The sequence below is a fragment of the Myxococcus sp. AS-1-15 genome, assembly GCF_020037055.1.
In the GTDB taxonomy this organism is placed as follows: Bacteria; Myxococcota; Myxococcia; order Myxococcales; family Myxococcaceae; genus Myxococcus; species Myxococcus fulvus.
In genome coordinates this window covers 148,026-162,860 of sequence record NZ_JAIQDF010000021.1, presented here as the reverse complement: position 1 = coordinate 162,860, position 14,835 = coordinate 148,026, and the positions used below count along the sequence as shown (strand labels likewise).

Annotated in this window: 11 protein-coding genes; 1 reads left to right on the top strand and 10 read right to left on the bottom strand. The window is 69.4% G+C overall.

Translation table 11 applies throughout. The features are described from left to right. Positions 1-16: 16 nt before the first annotated feature. From tssE to tssJ, 10 genes are all read right to left on the bottom strand, one after another. Positions 17-406: a type VI secretion system baseplate subunit TssE gene (gene tssE / locus K8625_RS39180; RefSeq protein ID WP_141326401.1), complete on the bottom strand. Its 390-nt coding sequence runs from the start codon at positions 404-406 to the stop codon at positions 17-19. A 69-nt stretch (positions 407-475) separates the two neighbouring features. Then, positions 476-967, bottom strand: coding sequence for a type VI secretion system tube protein TssD (gene tssD, locus K8625_RS39175; protein ID WP_046714479.1), 492 nt, complete (start codon positions 965-967; stop codon positions 476-478). 153 nt (positions 968-1,120) lie between these two features. Beyond that, on the bottom strand, positions 1,121-2,602 hold the full coding sequence (gene tssC / locus K8625_RS39170) for a type VI secretion system contractile sheath large subunit (RefSeq protein WP_141326399.1): 1,482 nt from the start codon (positions 2,600-2,602) through the stop codon (positions 1,121-1,123). 40 nt (positions 2,603-2,642) lie between these two features. Next, entirely contained in the window at positions 2,643-3,119 is a 477-nt protein-coding gene (gene tssB, locus K8625_RS39165; protein WP_223747570.1) for a type VI secretion system contractile sheath small subunit, read from the bottom strand. A 58-nt stretch (positions 3,120-3,177) separates the two neighbouring features. Further along, positions 3,178-4,809 (bottom strand): type VI secretion system protein TssA, encoded by a 1,632-nt coding sequence (tssA, locus tag K8625_RS39160; protein ID WP_223785579.1) that lies wholly within the window; start codon positions 4,807-4,809, stop codon positions 3,178-3,180. A gap of 31 nt (positions 4,810-4,840) precedes the next feature. After that, the gene (tagF, locus tag K8625_RS39155) at positions 4,841-5,779 is read right to left on the bottom strand and encodes a type VI secretion system-associated protein TagF (protein ID WP_223785578.1); all 939 of its coding nucleotides are present in this window, start codon (positions 5,777-5,779) and stop codon (positions 4,841-4,843) included. After that, complete coding sequence (gene tssM / locus K8625_RS39150; RefSeq protein WP_223785577.1) at positions 5,767-9,447, bottom strand: type VI secretion system membrane subunit TssM; 3,681 nt, start codon at positions 9,445-9,447, stop codon at positions 5,767-5,769. Before tssM ends, tagF begins: the two co-directional genes overlap by 13 nt. Before the next feature lie 10 nt (positions 9,448-9,457). Then, positions 9,458-10,138: a DotU family type IV/VI secretion system protein gene (locus tag K8625_RS39145; protein WP_223785576.1), complete on the bottom strand. Its 681-nt coding sequence runs from the start codon at positions 10,136-10,138 to the stop codon at positions 9,458-9,460. A gap of 90 nt (positions 10,139-10,228) precedes the next feature. Then, on the bottom strand, positions 10,229-11,632 hold the full coding sequence (gene tssK / locus K8625_RS39140; protein WP_223747566.1) for a type VI secretion system baseplate subunit TssK: 1,404 nt from the start codon (positions 11,630-11,632) through the stop codon (positions 10,229-10,231). Next, positions 11,629-12,126 carry a type VI secretion system lipoprotein TssJ gene (gene tssJ / locus K8625_RS39135; RefSeq protein ID WP_223747565.1) on the bottom strand — a complete coding sequence of 166 codons (498 nt, stop codon included), beginning with the start codon at positions 12,124-12,126 and terminating at the stop codon, positions 11,629-11,631. Before tssJ ends, tssK begins: the two co-directional genes overlap by 4 nt. Positions 12,127-12,605: 479 nt before the next feature. Here tssJ and K8625_RS39130 point away from each other — a divergent pair, with 479 nt between their 5' ends. Continuing rightward, positions 12,606-14,834 carry a type VI secretion system Vgr family protein gene (locus K8625_RS39130; protein WP_223785575.1) on the top strand — a complete coding sequence of 743 codons (2,229 nt, stop codon included), beginning with the start codon at positions 12,606-12,608 and terminating at the stop codon, positions 14,832-14,834. The last annotated feature ends 1 nt before the right edge of the window (position 14,835 follow it).

Sequence of the window (14,835 nt, the reverse complement as noted above, 5' to 3'; positions counted from 1 at the left end):
CGCCGTACCGGTTCGCTTACCAGACCTCGACCTTGCCTCCCGGCGACATCTGCGTCCGGAAGCGGAGCATCCCCCGCGCGCCCTTGCCCGCGGGCTGCGCGGTGATTTCGAAGCGCAAGAGCAGCGGGTCCACGTCCGGGACGTGGCGCACGCTCACGTGCTGGATGCGCGGCTCGAACTCCAACACCGTCGCGCGGATGGCCGACTGGAGCGTCTGGATGGCCGTGGGGAAGGTGTGCACCAGGTCGGTGAAGTCCATGACTCCAAAGCCCGGTACCGTGGCCGAGCCGCCCTTGCGCGCGTTGAGCAGCACGCGCAGGTGTTGGGCAATGGAGTCAGTCATGTCCTGCTCTCGCTCGGCCGAGCCCGTCCCCACCTCGATTCGCGACAACAACCCGCGTCCCATCCCGTCGCTCCCTCCTGCCTCGCCGCCCCGGCCCGCGCTCCCTTCAGGGAGCACGCGCCATGGCTCCCCTTACTGCTGCTTGTCCCACGTATCCTCGTGCGTCACGCCACCCTCGCTGACCGTCCAGCTGATGGTGTGGAACACGAAGGAGACCTCCTCGAGCGGAGGGTTGGTCGCCGTCGCGGGGACGATGGTGTTCTCCACCACCTGCTTGACGCTGGCGACGCGGCCCTTGGAGAACGTCACCGTGTAGAACTGCTCCGTGGTGCCGTCACCGGTGGGGCTGGGGCGGAAGAACTTGAACGTGGCGTCGATGGCCTCGTTGTTCGTCAGCGCCTTCATCAAGAGCGGCGTCGCCTTGTCGATGCGCTTCCGGATGAGCAGCGGCTGGTACTGGCGGCGACCCGTGGCGATGCCGGAGCCGGCCTCGCGCGCGGTGACGACACCCTGCTCGTAGTAGACGCACTCGATGGAGTCCTCGCGACCGAGGCTCGTCTGGGTGCTCGCGCCCTTGATGTCCTTCCCGTTCGCCTTCAGGTACAGATGTACTGTCTCGGCCATGTGGCTCTCCCCCTGCTTGTTGGTGGTGTGACGCCTGCGACGTGGAACAGGAGCCCTCGTGCCGCGGGGCTCCGGACTGCATGGTGGCCGCCGTCCCTGATGGGTACGGCGACCGGAAGGACCCTTCGGCTCCGGGTCTCACGCCCGCTCAGCTCACTCCTTGTCCAGCTTGCCGACGAGCGAGAGCGTGAAGGATGCGCCCATGTACTTGAAGTGCGGGCGGACCTGCAGGTTGCAGCGGTACCAGCCCGGCTGCCCCTCCACGTCCTCCACCTTGATGCGGGCGGTGCGCAGCGGACGGCGCGAGCGCACGGACGGCGCCGGGTCGTCCATGTCCGCGACGTACTGGTTGATCCACTGGTTGAGCTCGCGCTCCAGGTCCGAGCGCTCCTTCCAGCTGCCGATCTGCTCGCGCTGGAGCACCTTCACGTAGTGCGCCAGGCGGGACATGATGAACATGTAGGGCAGCTGGGTGCCCAGCCGGTAGTTCGTCTCCGCGACCTTGCCCTCGGGGCTGTTGCCGAAGAACTTGGGCTTCTGCACGGAGTTGGCGGAGAAGAACGCCGCGTTGTCCGTGTCCTTGCGGAACACCAGGCCGATGAAGCCCTCCTCCGACAGCTCGTACTCGCGCCGCTCGGTGAGGAGCACCTCGGTGGGGATCTTCGTCTGGATCTCCCCCATGGCCTCGTACTGGTGCAGGGGCAGTTGCTCCACCGCGCCGCCCGCCTGGGGACCGATGATGTTCGGGCACCAGCGGAACTTGGCGAACGAGTCCGTCACGCGCGTGGCGAACGCCGTGGAGGCGTAGCCCCACAGGTAGCGGTCATGCGAGCCGACCACGTCCTCGGTGAAGTTGAACGACTTCACCGGCACCGTCTTCTCGCTGTAGGGCAGCCGCAAGAGGAAGCGCGGCATGCACAGGCCCACGTAGCGCGCGTCCTCGCTCTCGCGGAACGAGTGCCAGCGCGCGTACTGCGGCCCCTCGAACAGGGACTTCAGGTCCTTGAGCGCCGGCAGCTCCAGGAACGACGGCTGGCCGAAGAACTCCGGCGAGGCGTTGGCCACGAAGGGCGTATGGGACATGGCCGCCACGGAGGCGATGCTGCGCAGCAGCGTCAGGTCCTCCGCGCCCGGGCCGATGTCGAAGTTGCCCACCACCAGGCCGTAGGGCTTGCCGCCGAAGACGCCGTACTCGTTGGAGTAGACGGTGCGGTACAGGCCGGACTTCACCACCTCGGGCGCGTCCTCGAAGTCGGTGAGCAGGTCCTGCTTGGAGGCGTTGAGCACCTCCACCCGGACGTTCTCCCGGAAGTCGGTGCGCTCCACCAGGAACTTGAGCGAGCGCCACGCGGACTCCAGCGACTGGAGGTCCTTGTGGTGGAGGATCTCGTTGACCTGCGCGCTCAGCCGCTGGTCCACCTCCGCGATCATCGCGTCCACCAGCGCCTTGTCCACGCGCTCGGCCGACCGGCCCGGGGCCAGCATCTCCGCGATGAAGGCCTGCACGCCCCGACGGGCCACGTCGTAGCCGTCGTCGTTGGGCTTCATCTTCGTCTCGGACAGGATTTCGTCCAGGAGCGAGGGGGCGGCATCGGCGGTCTCGACCGGGGCCAACGCCTTGGCTTCAGTGCTCATCTGTGTCACGCCTTTTCTGAGTGCGTTTGCGAATGCCGCCCTACTCCGACTTCTTGTCCAGCCCCAGCTCCGCCATCAATCGCTGACGTCCCTCGGTGTCCCCGAGCAGCGCCTGGATCTTCTTGCGGAAGGCGGGCACGTTGCCCAACGGGCCCTTCAGCGCGTTGAGCGCCGCGCGCAGCTGCAACAGCTGGTGCAGCTCCGGCACCTGGTTGACGATGCCCTCCGGGGTGAAGTCCGCCAGCGTCTGGAACTTCAGCGAGACAGACATGGACGCGTCCGGCTCGTTGGAGAGCTTGTTGGGCACACTCACGTCCAGTGAAAGCCCCTGCTTGGCCATCACCTCGTTGAAGTTGCCCTTGTCGATGTTGATGGGCGCGCGCTCCTCCACGGGGCGCTCATCCTGACGACCGGTGTAGTCGCCCACCACGAGGACCTTGAGCGGCAGCTCGACCTCCGACTGCGCATTCCCGGTCTCCGACTTGTAGACGATGTTGACGCGCTCCTTCGGAGCCACAGACCCTTCCTTGCTCACCGCACGACCTCCTGGTTGGGGATGGCTTCGCTGCCCCCCGTCACAGAGACACCTTCAGCGCAGCACCGGGATCAAGCAGACACAGCCGATGATAACGGGCAGTGAAGTCAGACACCAGCGCCTCCGGCGACTTTGGAGGAGGCCGCGTGAGCGCAAGCCATCCTTCCAGACACTCCGCCGCGAGCGCCGGCTCCCAGACATCCAGCCCGTGCGTCACCGACTCCCGGTCCAAAGACTCATAGAGGGCCCGCGCCACGGGGGCCTGCCCCGCCGCCGCGCACAGCCGCGCGAGGGAGAGCCGGGCCACGAATCGCTTGCGGCCCGTGCCCGCAGCGCCCACCTGGGTCTGCAACAGCCCCACGGCGCCCGCGGGGTTCCCGCCAGCCAATAGCTTGCGCGCCTCGGCGAGCACGTCCGCGCTGGCGTCGTCCTTCTCATCGCGCGAGGCCGGTGTAGCCGCCGGCGCCACAGGCGTGGCGAGCACCGTGTCCAGCCAGGTCCGCGTCTCATTGGAGGCCACGGGGGTGCCGTCGCCGAAGAGCAGCCCCGGGACGGCGGGCATGCGCTTGAGCCACGAGGCCAGTTCGCCCATCAGCGCCTGGCGCGCGGCGGCGTGTCCCAGCTCGCCCAGCGCCCGGGCGCTGAGGAAGTGCGGGTCCAGGAAGAAGCGGTGCTGGACGAGCGCCGACTCTGACTCCTCGAGCAGCTCCACCCAGCGCGCGTTCGCCGCCATGCGCTCCAGGTTGGCCCGCAGCGCGGCGGGCGGCGCGGGGATGCTCGTCTTGCCGCTGGCGTCCCCCGGAGGCGGCTGGGCCAGGTGCAGGTAGAGCCCCACCCGCAGGAGCCGGTAGGGCATGGGCTCCGCGGGCGACGCGCGCCGCACGAGCCCCGCCGCGCTCGCCAGCGCGGTGCCCGTCTGACGCAGGAAGTCCACCGCGCCCTCCGCGCTCGCCAGCGCGCCCACCTCCGGCATCGCCGCCGCGGGCGCGGCCACCGGAGCGATCTTCGGTGGCGGCGGAGGCGCCACGGCCGGAGGAGTCGGCGCGCTCGGAGCCGGTGCGGGCTTGTACGTGACGGGTGCGACGGGCGGCGGGGGCGGCGCGGCCTCGGGCAGCGACGCGAGCAGGCGCTGGACGCTCTCCAGCAGCGGGCGCATCGCGGGCCCGTTGGCCTCGAACTTCTGGCGCGCCACCTCCGCCAGGCGCCTGGCCGCGACGTCGAGCGCCTCCACGCGCTCGCGGTCCGACGCGCCCACCTCCAGCGAGGGCAGCTGATTGGACGCGCGCTCCACCAGCCACGTCACCGCGTTGGAGCGGCCGCGCATGCGCGTCAGCTCCGGGAAGAGCTCCGGCCAGTAGCGGTCCATCAACTCGGAGACGACGACGAGGCCCGTGGCGAGCCCGTCCAGGCCCTGCGTCTGGTACAGGCCCTGGGCCAGGTACGTGGCGATGCGCAGGTCCTTCGAGCTGGTCTGGAGCACCTTGCCGCTGGAGTCCAGGACGAGCGCCCAGTCGACGGCGCCACCGGTGACGGCCTCCAGCTTGGCCACCTCCGCGAGCACGGCCAGGTAGCCCGGCTCCGACTTGGCCGCCTTGCCCGCGGGCGACGCCGCCGACACCGGCTCCAACCACTCCTTCGCGCGCTGCTTGAGCTGCTCCAACGTCATCGCCATCCGCCCTCCTTTCGCCGTGCGGCCTTCGTGCTCAGGTCCCGAACGCGGCGAGCAGCGACTCCACCGGGGTGGTGGGGTCCTCGAGCGCCTGCCGTCTCGCGGGGGTGAGCGCCTTCTGCGCGCTGTCGATGGCGGACTGCTGCCGGGTGAGCAGCGGCCACACCTTCATGCTGGAGTGCTCGGGCTTCGCCAGGTGCATCAGCAGCGCGACGCCCGGCGTGCCGATGGACAGCAGCAGCCGCGGCGACGGCCCCAGGTGCCAGAACATCGCCGGAGGCATCGAGCGCCAGCCCAGCTGCCGCTTCGCCAACTCCGCCCAGCAGAAGGGCCCGAGCGCCTCCGGGAACGGACACTCCAGCGTCACGCCCGGCTTCGCGGGCTCCTTGCCGCGCTCGGCCTGGCAGGCCTTCAGGAAGGTGTTGAACGCGTAGTAGGCCACGCCGGGCGCGGCCCCCTCGCCCTGCAGCCGCTGGACGAGCGGCCCCGCGGGGCTCGACTCCAGGCGTCGGCGCTGCGCGCTCGCGCCCATTGTGTCCGCGGAGGACACCGCGGAGAGCGCCTCCACGCGCGACTCCAGCTCGCTGGCGGACAGCGTCGCGGCGTCGGCGAGCAGGCGCGCGCCGGCGGCGAAGAAGGCCCGGAAGCTGTCGGGAATCGAGGGGAACTGCTCCGCCGCGCCCGCCGCGTCGACGGCGACGTACACGGCGAGCGGGAAGACGCGCCCCACCTTGTCCGTGCTCGTCGCCAGCGTGCCCACCAGGGCCTGGCGTCCGCCGGGCATGGTGAAGACGAAGCACGTGGGCTCCGAGGGCAGCTGGGTGTTGGCGCGCCGCACCGCCTCGTGCGACTCCTCCAGCCACCGGTGGAAGGCCTGTGACACCGCATCCGCCGCGTTCCAGCGGATGAAGTCTCCCTGACACGGCGCCTTGCCCAACAGCGCCACCTGGTTGCGGCCGACTACCCCGAGCATCCCACGCCTCCCTTCGCGATGACGCGTGGAGGACTCATCCCCGGCGCGCGGAATGGCTGCATCAGCTTGGGGGTGCGGCCCGGGGACACGCCGAAGAACGGCGAGGCGCTGCGCGTCGGACGGAAGTCGATGATGACCTCGGCGTCCAGCGAGGGCATGGACCACGTCACCGAGAACGTCCGGCCGCCGCCCGAGACGTTCGGCGTCCCCTCCTCCATCAGGCGGAACAGGCCCCACTCGCCCTCCTGCTCGAGCGTCTCCGTCTTGCCCTGGTTGTTGCGCACGCGGATGGTGGCGCCCAGCGACTTGCCGCCCTTCCCGGGCCACTCGTAGTTGTGCCACTCCTCGGGGCCGTTGTTGTACTCGACCGTCTGTCCGTCCACCGTGAAGCGGATGGAGGAGAGCTTCGGCGAGGGGCGGATGTGGAAGGCGAACTTCACGCCCGGCTCGGCGTCCCGCGCGCCGAAGAGCGACTCGGAGATCTCCCGCGAGCGCGCGAGGAACGAGAGCACGGAGCCGTAGTACATGTTGCCGCCCGCGCGGCCCGCGCGCGTGACGAACTTGAAGCGCGTCCCCGACTGCTCGACGTGGCTCTTGAGGACGCCGCCGTAGAAGCCCCACAGCGTGCCGGACTCGAAGCGGTAGAAGTCCCCCACGTCCGCCACCGCCGCGTCCTGCCCGTTGCGGTTGAAGGGGTAGTGCCCCGCCAGCTTCTGCTTGAAGGCGTTGGCCACCTCGCTGCACCACTGGTCGCTCGCCTTGCCACCCTGCTCGCGGATGGTCAGGTCGGAGATCTTCTCGATGGGCGGCCACAAGAGCGCCTCGATGCGCGGGCGCCACCCCACCTCCTGCGCCTGGATGAGCGACTGGATGATGACGCGCGCCGTCTGCACCCTCGTCATCATCGCGGCCGTCTCCGACTGGCTCTCCATGGAGGCGCGCTGCGCGTCGCGGAGGAACTGCAGCTGCTCCTGGTAGATGTCCAGGGGGATGGCCTCGGGCGGAGGCGCGTCGGGCCCCTTCGCCTGCGGCGGCGCGGCGCCGAACTTCAGGAGGCCCGCGAAGGCCGGCTCCACGTCGACCGCGGTGTAGTCACGCTCCTCCTCCTCGCTCGGCGCCTCGTCCTCGGAGAGCTTCCCGTTGGCGAACCGCACGCCCGACTCGATGACCTTCCCCTTGGGGCCCAGCTTCTGCTTGAGCTTGTCGAGCATGCCGTCCGCGTCGGACTTGCCCTCCACCTGCTCTCCGCCCAGCCGCACGTTGTAGGCCACGGCGCGGAAGAGCTTTCCCAGCGGAGGCGGCTCGCCGCGGGTGAGGTCCTCCAGCATGGCCAGCGCCACGGTCGCGTCCGTGGGCTCCTTCATGCTCAGGGTGCTGAGGAACTCCTTCCACTCCTCGATGTACTGCTTGTAGTAGGCGGAGCGCAGCGCCCGCTCCTGGCGCGCCAGCTCGATTTCGTTGGTGGAGTTGGCGTCCTTGTCGAGCACCCAGATGTCCGCGCCCTGCAGCGGGTGCTCCAGCTTGGGCTCCACCACCTTCTCCCAGCCCTTGCGCGTGAAGGCGGCGCGCACGCGGCCCGTGCCCTTGATGTGCTGAGCGGTGCTGCCCAGGATGGAGGAGAGGGTCACGTCGTACTGGTCCTTCTTGCGCGACACCTCCGAGATGAGCTGCGCCAGCGCGAGCTCGGAGAACGGCAGCCGGTCCAGCACCACGCGCACGTCGCGCACCACCTGGTCGTTGCGCGTGAAGGCGAGCGCCGGGTCCTGCGCCAGCAGCTTCGCGTACAGGTCGATGTGGTTCGCCATCTGCGTGGTGCGGTGGGCGCTGTCGGTGAAGCCCGCCTTGCGCCCCCACCGCTCCCGGAGGCTGTTGACGATCCACTCGCGCTCCGCCTCACCCAGCTCCGGCTCGCGGGGCGTGCGAGGACCGGAGAGCAGCAGGTGCAGCTTCAGTCGGTCGAAGTAGAGCGCGTACGAACTCGCCGTGGGGCGCTCCTCCCGGTCGCGCGCCTTCTCCACCCAGGCCTTCGCGTCCTTGAGGTCCCCCGTGAGCACCGGGTCCACCAGCACGCGGCGCACGGTGGCGCCGTAGAACGCGCCGAGCGGCCCCAGCAGGTCGTCGCCCCGGTACATGCCGAAGCGCATCCCGGTGGGCGGGCCGTCCTCCTTCCACTGGAGCAGCTGGTCGAGCTGCTGCCGCATGGGCATCATCGCGTCGACCATCTTCCCGGCGCCGCCCTCCTTGTTGGCCTCCTCCAGCTTGAGCGCCTGCGCCATCACCCGCGTCGTCTGGATGAACTTGCGGTTCTCGAAGAAGGAGATGGCCGGGAAGAGCAGGATGAGCAGGGCGACGGCGAGGCAGCCTCCGGCGTAGGCCAGCTGCATGCGCTTCTGGCGCTGCACCTCCGCGGAGCTGCGCATCGCCAGGTTCTGGTCCGGGAACACCACGTCCGCGAACATGTCCCGCAGGAAGTAGGAGCGGGATTCCACCGCGGGGCGGCTGCCCGAGGGCGTGGTGGTGCGGCGGATGCCGAAGGCCTCCGCCATCTTGTTCATCACCCGGTCGATGGGGCTGCCTTCCTGCGTGCCGCTGGTGAAGTACACCCCGCGCATCACCGGCGTGTCCGCGTAGACGTTCTCCGCGAACAGCGCCTGCACGAACTCGATGAGGTTGCCGCGCAGCCCCTCGAACTGCTGCGGGAAGCGGAAGATGCGCTCGCGCGTCTCCGGGTGCCGCTCCGAGCCCAGGCGCACGATGGAGCGCTGCTCCACCACCTCCGCCAGCTCGTCGAAGCGCGCGGCGAACGTCTCGCCGATCGCCTCGCGCGCGTCCTCGGGCCGCAGCGTGAAGCCCCAGATCTGCCCGCGCTCCGCCTTCGCCAGGTCCCCGAAGAGGTCCACGAAGCCCGCGAGCAGGTCGCACTTGGTGAACATCACGTAGACGGGGACGATCATCTTCAACCGCTCCATCACCTCGTCCACGCGCTCGCGGATGGTCTGCGCGAGCTGCACCGTCTGCTCCTCGTCGATGCCGATGAGCTCCCCCACGCTCACCGCCACCACCAGCCCGTTGACGGGCTTGCGCGGTCGGTTGCGCTTGAGCATGTCGAGGAAGCTCAGCCACTCCTCGCGGTCATCGTCCTCCGTGGTGTAGCGGCCGGCCGTGTCGAGGATGACGCCCTCGTTGGTGAGCCACCACTCGCAGTTACGCGTGCCGCCCACGCCCTTCACGCCGCCGCCGCGCGCCGACAGGTAGGGGAACTGGATGCCCGAGTTGCGCAGCGCCGTGCTCTTCCCGGAGCCCGGCGGGCCGATGATCATGTACCAGGGCAGCACCGACAGCGCGTCCTTACCCTGCCGCGCTCGCGCGAGCTTCGAGGACTTGAGCGACTGGAGCGCCTTGGAGAACTCGGCCTGCATGGCCTGGATCTCCTCCTGCTGATCCGGCCGCACGTTCTGCAGCTGGGCGTCCGCCTGCACGCCCAGCTCCCGCTCGATGTCGCGCGCGGCCTTGGACGCCAGGTGGCGCTGGTACAGGTACGCGCCGATGACGATGGCCACCAGCAGCACGGTGGGGACGATGGCGCCCCACAGCGGCAGGCTGAAGAGGATGACGACGGTCCACACCATGACGATGAAGACCGCGATGAACAAGGTGAGCAGCAGCATCGCGAGCGTCCTAGGGCTGCTGGGGAGAGGAGGCCGCGACCTCCTCGACGAGGGAGGACACGCTGCTGGACAGGCCGATGCGCAGGCCGGTGTAGACCAGCAGCGCGAAGACCACCGCGGCGGCGGAGATGGCCAACAGGGGCAGCGTGCGCTTGGCGCTCACCGCGCTGTCGGGCGGACGGTCTCCATGGGGGGAGAGCGTCTCCGTGTCGAACTTGTGCGTGCGGGCCAGCTCCCGCTGGAGCGCCTCGGTGAGCTGCATCAGCTCCAGCTCGCCGCCCCGCACCCGGAAGCGGCCCTTGAAGCCGAAGATGAGGCACAGGTAGTAGACGCGGAGGATTTCGGTGCGCTGGGCGTCCTTGCGCACCTCCTCCAGCCGCGTGAAGAACCCGTCACCGGCGCGGTTCTCCCGGAAGTAGTGGAACTGGAGCAGGTTCGCCAGCCAGTACTCCCGGAAGGTGTCGGCGCGCGCCAGGGCCAGCTCGTCGGCGAGCGCGACGATGGGGTAGGCGATCTCCTGCGCGTCCTGGTGGTTGAAGCCCAGCTCCCCGGCGCGCTTGAGCAGCCGGTCGAAGAACGTGCGCAGCTGCCGGTGCACGAGCTCCGCCGAGGGGAGCGCATGGTCCCCGAACTGCCTCAGCTGCAGCAGTGCCCCGAAGCACTCCTGCGTGATGGAATTGATCCGGTCCATCCTGTCGATGCCTCCACCCCATGTCGACAGGGAGCCTCACCGCGAACCGCCGCTCGCCGGTGTTTGGACGGCCCCCCGCACGACCTTGTTTCAACGACTGACGGCGTTCTTCTTCGCCGGAGGCCCCCCGCTTCCCCCCTTGGGGACCGCGAGCAGCTCCAGCTTCGTCTTCGACGGCTCGAACGGGCGCGGCAGGTACACGGCCACGTTCTGCTCGCTCATCACGTTCTTCCAGTAGGGGTCGCCGCTCTCGAGCGAGAAGTACACGACGCCCGGCTTCACCGGCACCTCGGCGGGCGGGCGGAAGGTGACCTCCACCGGCACCCCCGGGGCGGCGGCCTTGATGATGTCGCGTATCTCCGCGAAGTTGGCGATCTTCGAGAGCACCGGCAGGCTCTTGGCGACGTCCGCCTCGGGCAGGTCGCTGCGCACCGCGAGGATGAACTGCGAGCACTTCAGGAAGCGCTCGTCCTCGATGCGCCCCAGGTGCATGCCGTCCTTGCGCGGCTCCAGCGACACGGTGATGCACTGCTCGATGGCGACCACGTCCAGGAGCTTCTGGAGCACCTGGAACAGGCCCTCGAAGGTGGCGCGCAGGTTCGTGTACTGGAACTTGGGCAGGTCCCCCGGGTCCGCCTCCGCGGAGAACGTGGAGAGCTGACCCGCCGCCTGGCACAGCAGCAGGTACACCATCTGCGGGTTGAGGTCCGCGACCTCCACCACGTGCGCCACCTGGGGGATGAGCCCGTTGAGCGCGCTCAGCTGCAGGTACTTCGTCACGTCCCCGGCGGTGAACTCGAGCGCGGTGGCGTCGCGGTGCCGGCGCCCGTCCGCCAGCTCCCGCTGCTTGCCCTGCATCGCCTTGAGGATGCTGCGCATGCGCTCCAGGATGAAGGGCGAGGCGGACACGCGCAGGCACGGGGGGATGTAGTTGCTCGCCAGCGCCACGCCGCCCGTCTTGTCGCGCACCAGCTCCGCGATCTTGATGACGTCGTAGTCCTCGCGCGGCTCGGTGCCAAAGAGCAGCCGGAGGTTTCGCTGCGCGAAGGCCACCGGCACCACGGACTCGGCCGCCGCCAGGTCCGGCACCGTGCGGTTGACCAGGGAGAAGCGCGGCGACGTGGTGGACTCGTCCGGCGCGCCGTAGCTGGCGATGCCCTCGCGCTCGCGCGCCACGCCCAGGTACACGTCCAGCGAGCGCTTGTTGGCGCTGAAGTGCTCCTCGATGGGCCGCGTCTGCGGGGCCTCGGGCTGGCCGCGCTCGAAGGACAGCGGCAGGCCATCCGGGAGGATGCCGGAGAAGCGCAGCAGCTGGAGCTGGCCGGCGGAGAGCGCCTTCTCGTCCACCTCCTGCTCCACCACGCCCCAGTCGTAGGGCGTCAGCGCGCCGAGCCGGGCCGCCAGCAGGCCCTCGTGGTAGAGGTCCGACTGCTGCAGGTGCTGGGGATTCATGAACATCCCCTCGGACCAGACGACCCGCTGCGGCGTCTTCATCTGCGGACCTCGCCGGCCCGGGCCTCGACGCGGTAGTCCTCGACGAGGAAGCGCAGCGACGTCTCGCGCGGCGCGCCCGGGCGGCAGTCCTCCGGCTTCACCGCGGGCAGCCGCTCCACGTCGCGCCACACCACGCCCGCGGGACGGCGGAACACGCCCACCACGGCGAGGTACTCCGCCTTGGGCGTGCGGTTCACCTCGCGCGACAGGCGCTGGCCCGGCTCCAGGGTGAGCTCGTCCACGGCGAGCAGGTCCTCCTCCAGCACCTCCTTGGGGCGCTGCCAGAGGTCCTGGAACTCCGCGGCCTCGAAGCGGCGCGAGTCCTTGAGCTGGTACACCTGGATGTTCGTCGGCAGCGAGCGGCCCTGGTCATCCGGGTTCAGTCGCGTGCCGGCCTCCAGCTGGATGAGGAATGGAGGCGGCTGCTCACACGCCGCCGGGGGCGGCGGGTTGTGGGCACAAGCACCCGCGAGCAGCCCCCAGAGCAATGTCACTCCCGGGAACCCCCCGACGCAAACCCGCGCCCGTGGGCCGAAGCCCCCCCCACTAACCGGCATGGCATCCTCTCTGAAAGTCGCTGCGCGCCAGCAGAATCGCTCACAACGTGCCACAGCCACCCCTTTCAGTTCAAGACAGGGCACAGCCAGCGTCCGGGATGTCATTGACGCATGACGACGCGACATTTTCGCGGGAATTATCTCCCGCCACTGTTCACGGAAAGTGCGAGGGCTCACGCTTCACCGGGGGTCCGTCAGCGCATCGAGCGCTCCTCTAGAGGGGGTCGCCGCCAGCCTCCACGGGTCCTCCGGAAGTACGGGTCGCGGACTTGTGACCGAAGACTTCACACCGTCCGCGTTCACCCCACCCAGGGAGGTGTTGGCCGCCAGGGATGAGGGCGACCGCGCCACATGGAGTTGCATATGGGCAAGGATGTCCTTGAGACTGACATCCTGAACGACGAGGGGGAGACAGCATGGAGGTGCGTGCCCATATCGACCATGCGAGCCTTCCCGCGGAAGCCATCGTGTTGCGGGCCACGGCTCGCGAGGGATTGTCCGAGCTCTTCGACGTGGAGCTCGAGTTCGCCTGTGATGATCCGGATCTGGACCTGACGGCCCTCATCGGGACGGCGGGGACGCTGAGGCTCTCCCCCACCTTCTCCGAGGGCAGCTTCGAGGAGCGCTGCTTCCACGGCGTCGTGGAGGAGGCGGAGTACCGCTCCAGGCTGGCGACCCATGGCTTCGTCTACCGGCTGCGCCTGCGGCCCCGGCTGCACGGCCTGCGCTACCGCAGCCGCAGCCAGATATTCCAGGACATGACGGCGGTGGAGATCATCCAGGCCGTCCTGGAGAAGGCGGGCCTTCCGGCCGAGTCCACCGAGTGGCACCTGTCCCGCGATTACATGAAGCGAGAGTACTGCACCCAGTGGAAGGAGAGCGACCTGGACTTCGTGCTCCGGCTGCTGGAGGACGAGGGCATCTTCTTCTGGTTCGAGCACCTGCCCACCGAGCACGTGCTGAAGCTCGCGGACGCCCCTTCCGCCCACGAGCCCATCCTGGGGACACCCGGGCTCGGCTTCACGCGCGACTCGCTCATCCACGCGGAGGACGAGCGCGTGGCGGAGCTCACCTTCACCTCGCGACTGGTGCACGGCCTGTACACCACGCGGGACTGGAACTGGCGCAGCCCCAGCGAGCCGCTGGAGGCCGAGGAGCGCTCCAGTGAGGCGGACTTCCCGCGCTACGAATACCCGGGCTCCTTCTCCAGCCCCTCGGATGGCGTCCGCCGCGCGCGCAACCGCCTGAGCGGGCTGGTGCAGGAGCGGATGGTCCTGGAGGCGCGCAGCAACAGCTTCCGGCTCCAGCCCGGGCGACTGTTCTCCCTGCTCGACGCCCTGCCCTCCTTCCTCTGCCAGGAGTACCTGCTCCTGCAGGTCACCCACGACTACGCGCTGGTCCAGGCGGACGACGGGGAGTCCACCCGCTTCGGCACCCGCGTGCGGGCCATCCCCTCGGCGGGCGCCGACTTCCGCCCCCCGCGGCGCACCCCGCGCCCGCGCGTGTGGGGCAAGGAGAGCGCGGTCGTCACCGGCCCGCCGGGCGAGGAGATCCACGTCGACGAGTTCGGGCGCATCAAGGTCCACTTCTACTGGGATCGCGAGGGCAAGGTGGACGACACCGCCTCGTGCTGGATGCGCGTGCAGCAGCAGAACACCAGCGGCAGCATGCTCCTGCCGCGCGTGGGCTGGGAGATGGAGGTGGGCTTCCTGGACGGAGACCCGGACCGCCCCGTCGTCCTGCAGAAGCTCTACAACCAGGAGACGATGCCGCCGTACGCCCTCCCGGACGAGCGGACCCAGTCCACGCTCCAGTCGGCCACCTCGCCCGGCGGCGGGAGCACGAACGAGGTGCGCATCCAGGACGGCAACGGGGGCATGGAGTTCTTCATCCACTCCTCCAAGGACTTCAAGCTCGTCACCGGGCACGACCTCTCCGAGGACATCGTCAACAACGCGCAGGAGGAGGTGGGCGACCAGTCCACTTCGCTGGTGGGAGGCGACGAGTCGGTGGACATCGGCGCCAACCAGGGGCTCAGCGTGACGAGCAACGCGGTGCTGGAGACGACGGGCTCCAAGGTGGTCCAGGTCGGCGCGGTGGACGACTGGGGCGTCACCGGCAACTTCTCCCAGACGGTGGACGGCCAGCGCAGCGACACCATCGGCGGACCGATGAACGTCCTGGCCAACCACGTGCTGGAGACCTTCAACGCGGACTGCTCACGCACCGTGGGCGCTGCGTTCTCCATCAACGCGGCGACGGCCATCGTCGAGACGGTGGGCGGCGGGAAGACGGAGACGGTGGGCGGCGCCAAGGTGGAGGTGCTCAAGGGCGCCAAGTCGGAGGACGTCGGCGCGGCGAAGGTGCTCACCACGGGCCTGGCGGACTTCAAGACGGGCGAGGACCTCATCCTGGAGGCCGTGGGCGCGGTGGCCGTCACCTCCGCGGGGCCCATCTCCGAGAAGGTGGGCAAGGACTTCGCGATGTCCGCCAAGACGGTGACCCTCACCGCTCCAGGCGGCGCGAAGCTCAAGGGCGGGGGCAAGGTGTTCGAGCTGTCGGGCTCGACGCTGACGGTGGACGCGGAGGGCCTCAAGGGCGGCGCCAAGGTGCAGCTCAAGGGGAAGATTCACTTCAAGAAGTAGG

What these genes read in the sequence shown, in the direction of transcription:
- tssE (WP_141326401.1), bottom strand. Translation starts at nt 406, where the DNA reads ATGGGACGCGGGTTGTTGTCGCGAATCGAGGTGGGGACGGGCTCGGCC.
- tssD (WP_046714479.1), bottom strand. Translation starts at nt 967, where the DNA reads ATGGCCGAGACAGTACATCTGTACCTGAAGGCGAACGGGAAGGACATC.
- tssC (WP_141326399.1), bottom strand. Translation starts at nt 2,602, where the DNA reads ATGAGCACTGAAGCCAAGGCGTTGGCCCCGGTCGAGACCGCCGATGCC.
- tssA (WP_223785579.1), bottom strand. Translation starts at nt 4,809, where the DNA reads ATGGCGATGACGTTGGAGCAGCTCAAGCAGCGCGCGAAGGAGTGGTTG.
- tagF (WP_223785578.1), bottom strand. Translation starts at nt 5,779, where the DNA reads ATGCTCGGGGTAGTCGGCCGCAACCAGGTGGCGCTGTTGGGCAAGGCG.
- tssM (WP_223785577.1), bottom strand. Translation starts at nt 9,447, where the DNA reads ATGCTGCTGCTCACCTTGTTCATCGCGGTCTTCATCGTCATGGTGTGG.
- K8625_RS39145 (WP_223785576.1), bottom strand. Translation starts at nt 10,138, where the DNA reads ATGGACCGGATCAATTCCATCACGCAGGAGTGCTTCGGGGCACTGCTG.
- tssK (WP_223747566.1), bottom strand. Translation starts at nt 11,632, where the DNA reads ATGAAGACGCCGCAGCGGGTCGTCTGGTCCGAGGGGATGTTCATGAAT.
- K8625_RS39130 (WP_223785575.1), top strand. Translation starts at nt 12,606, where the DNA reads ATGGAGGTGCGTGCCCATATCGACCATGCGAGCCTTCCCGCGGAAGCC.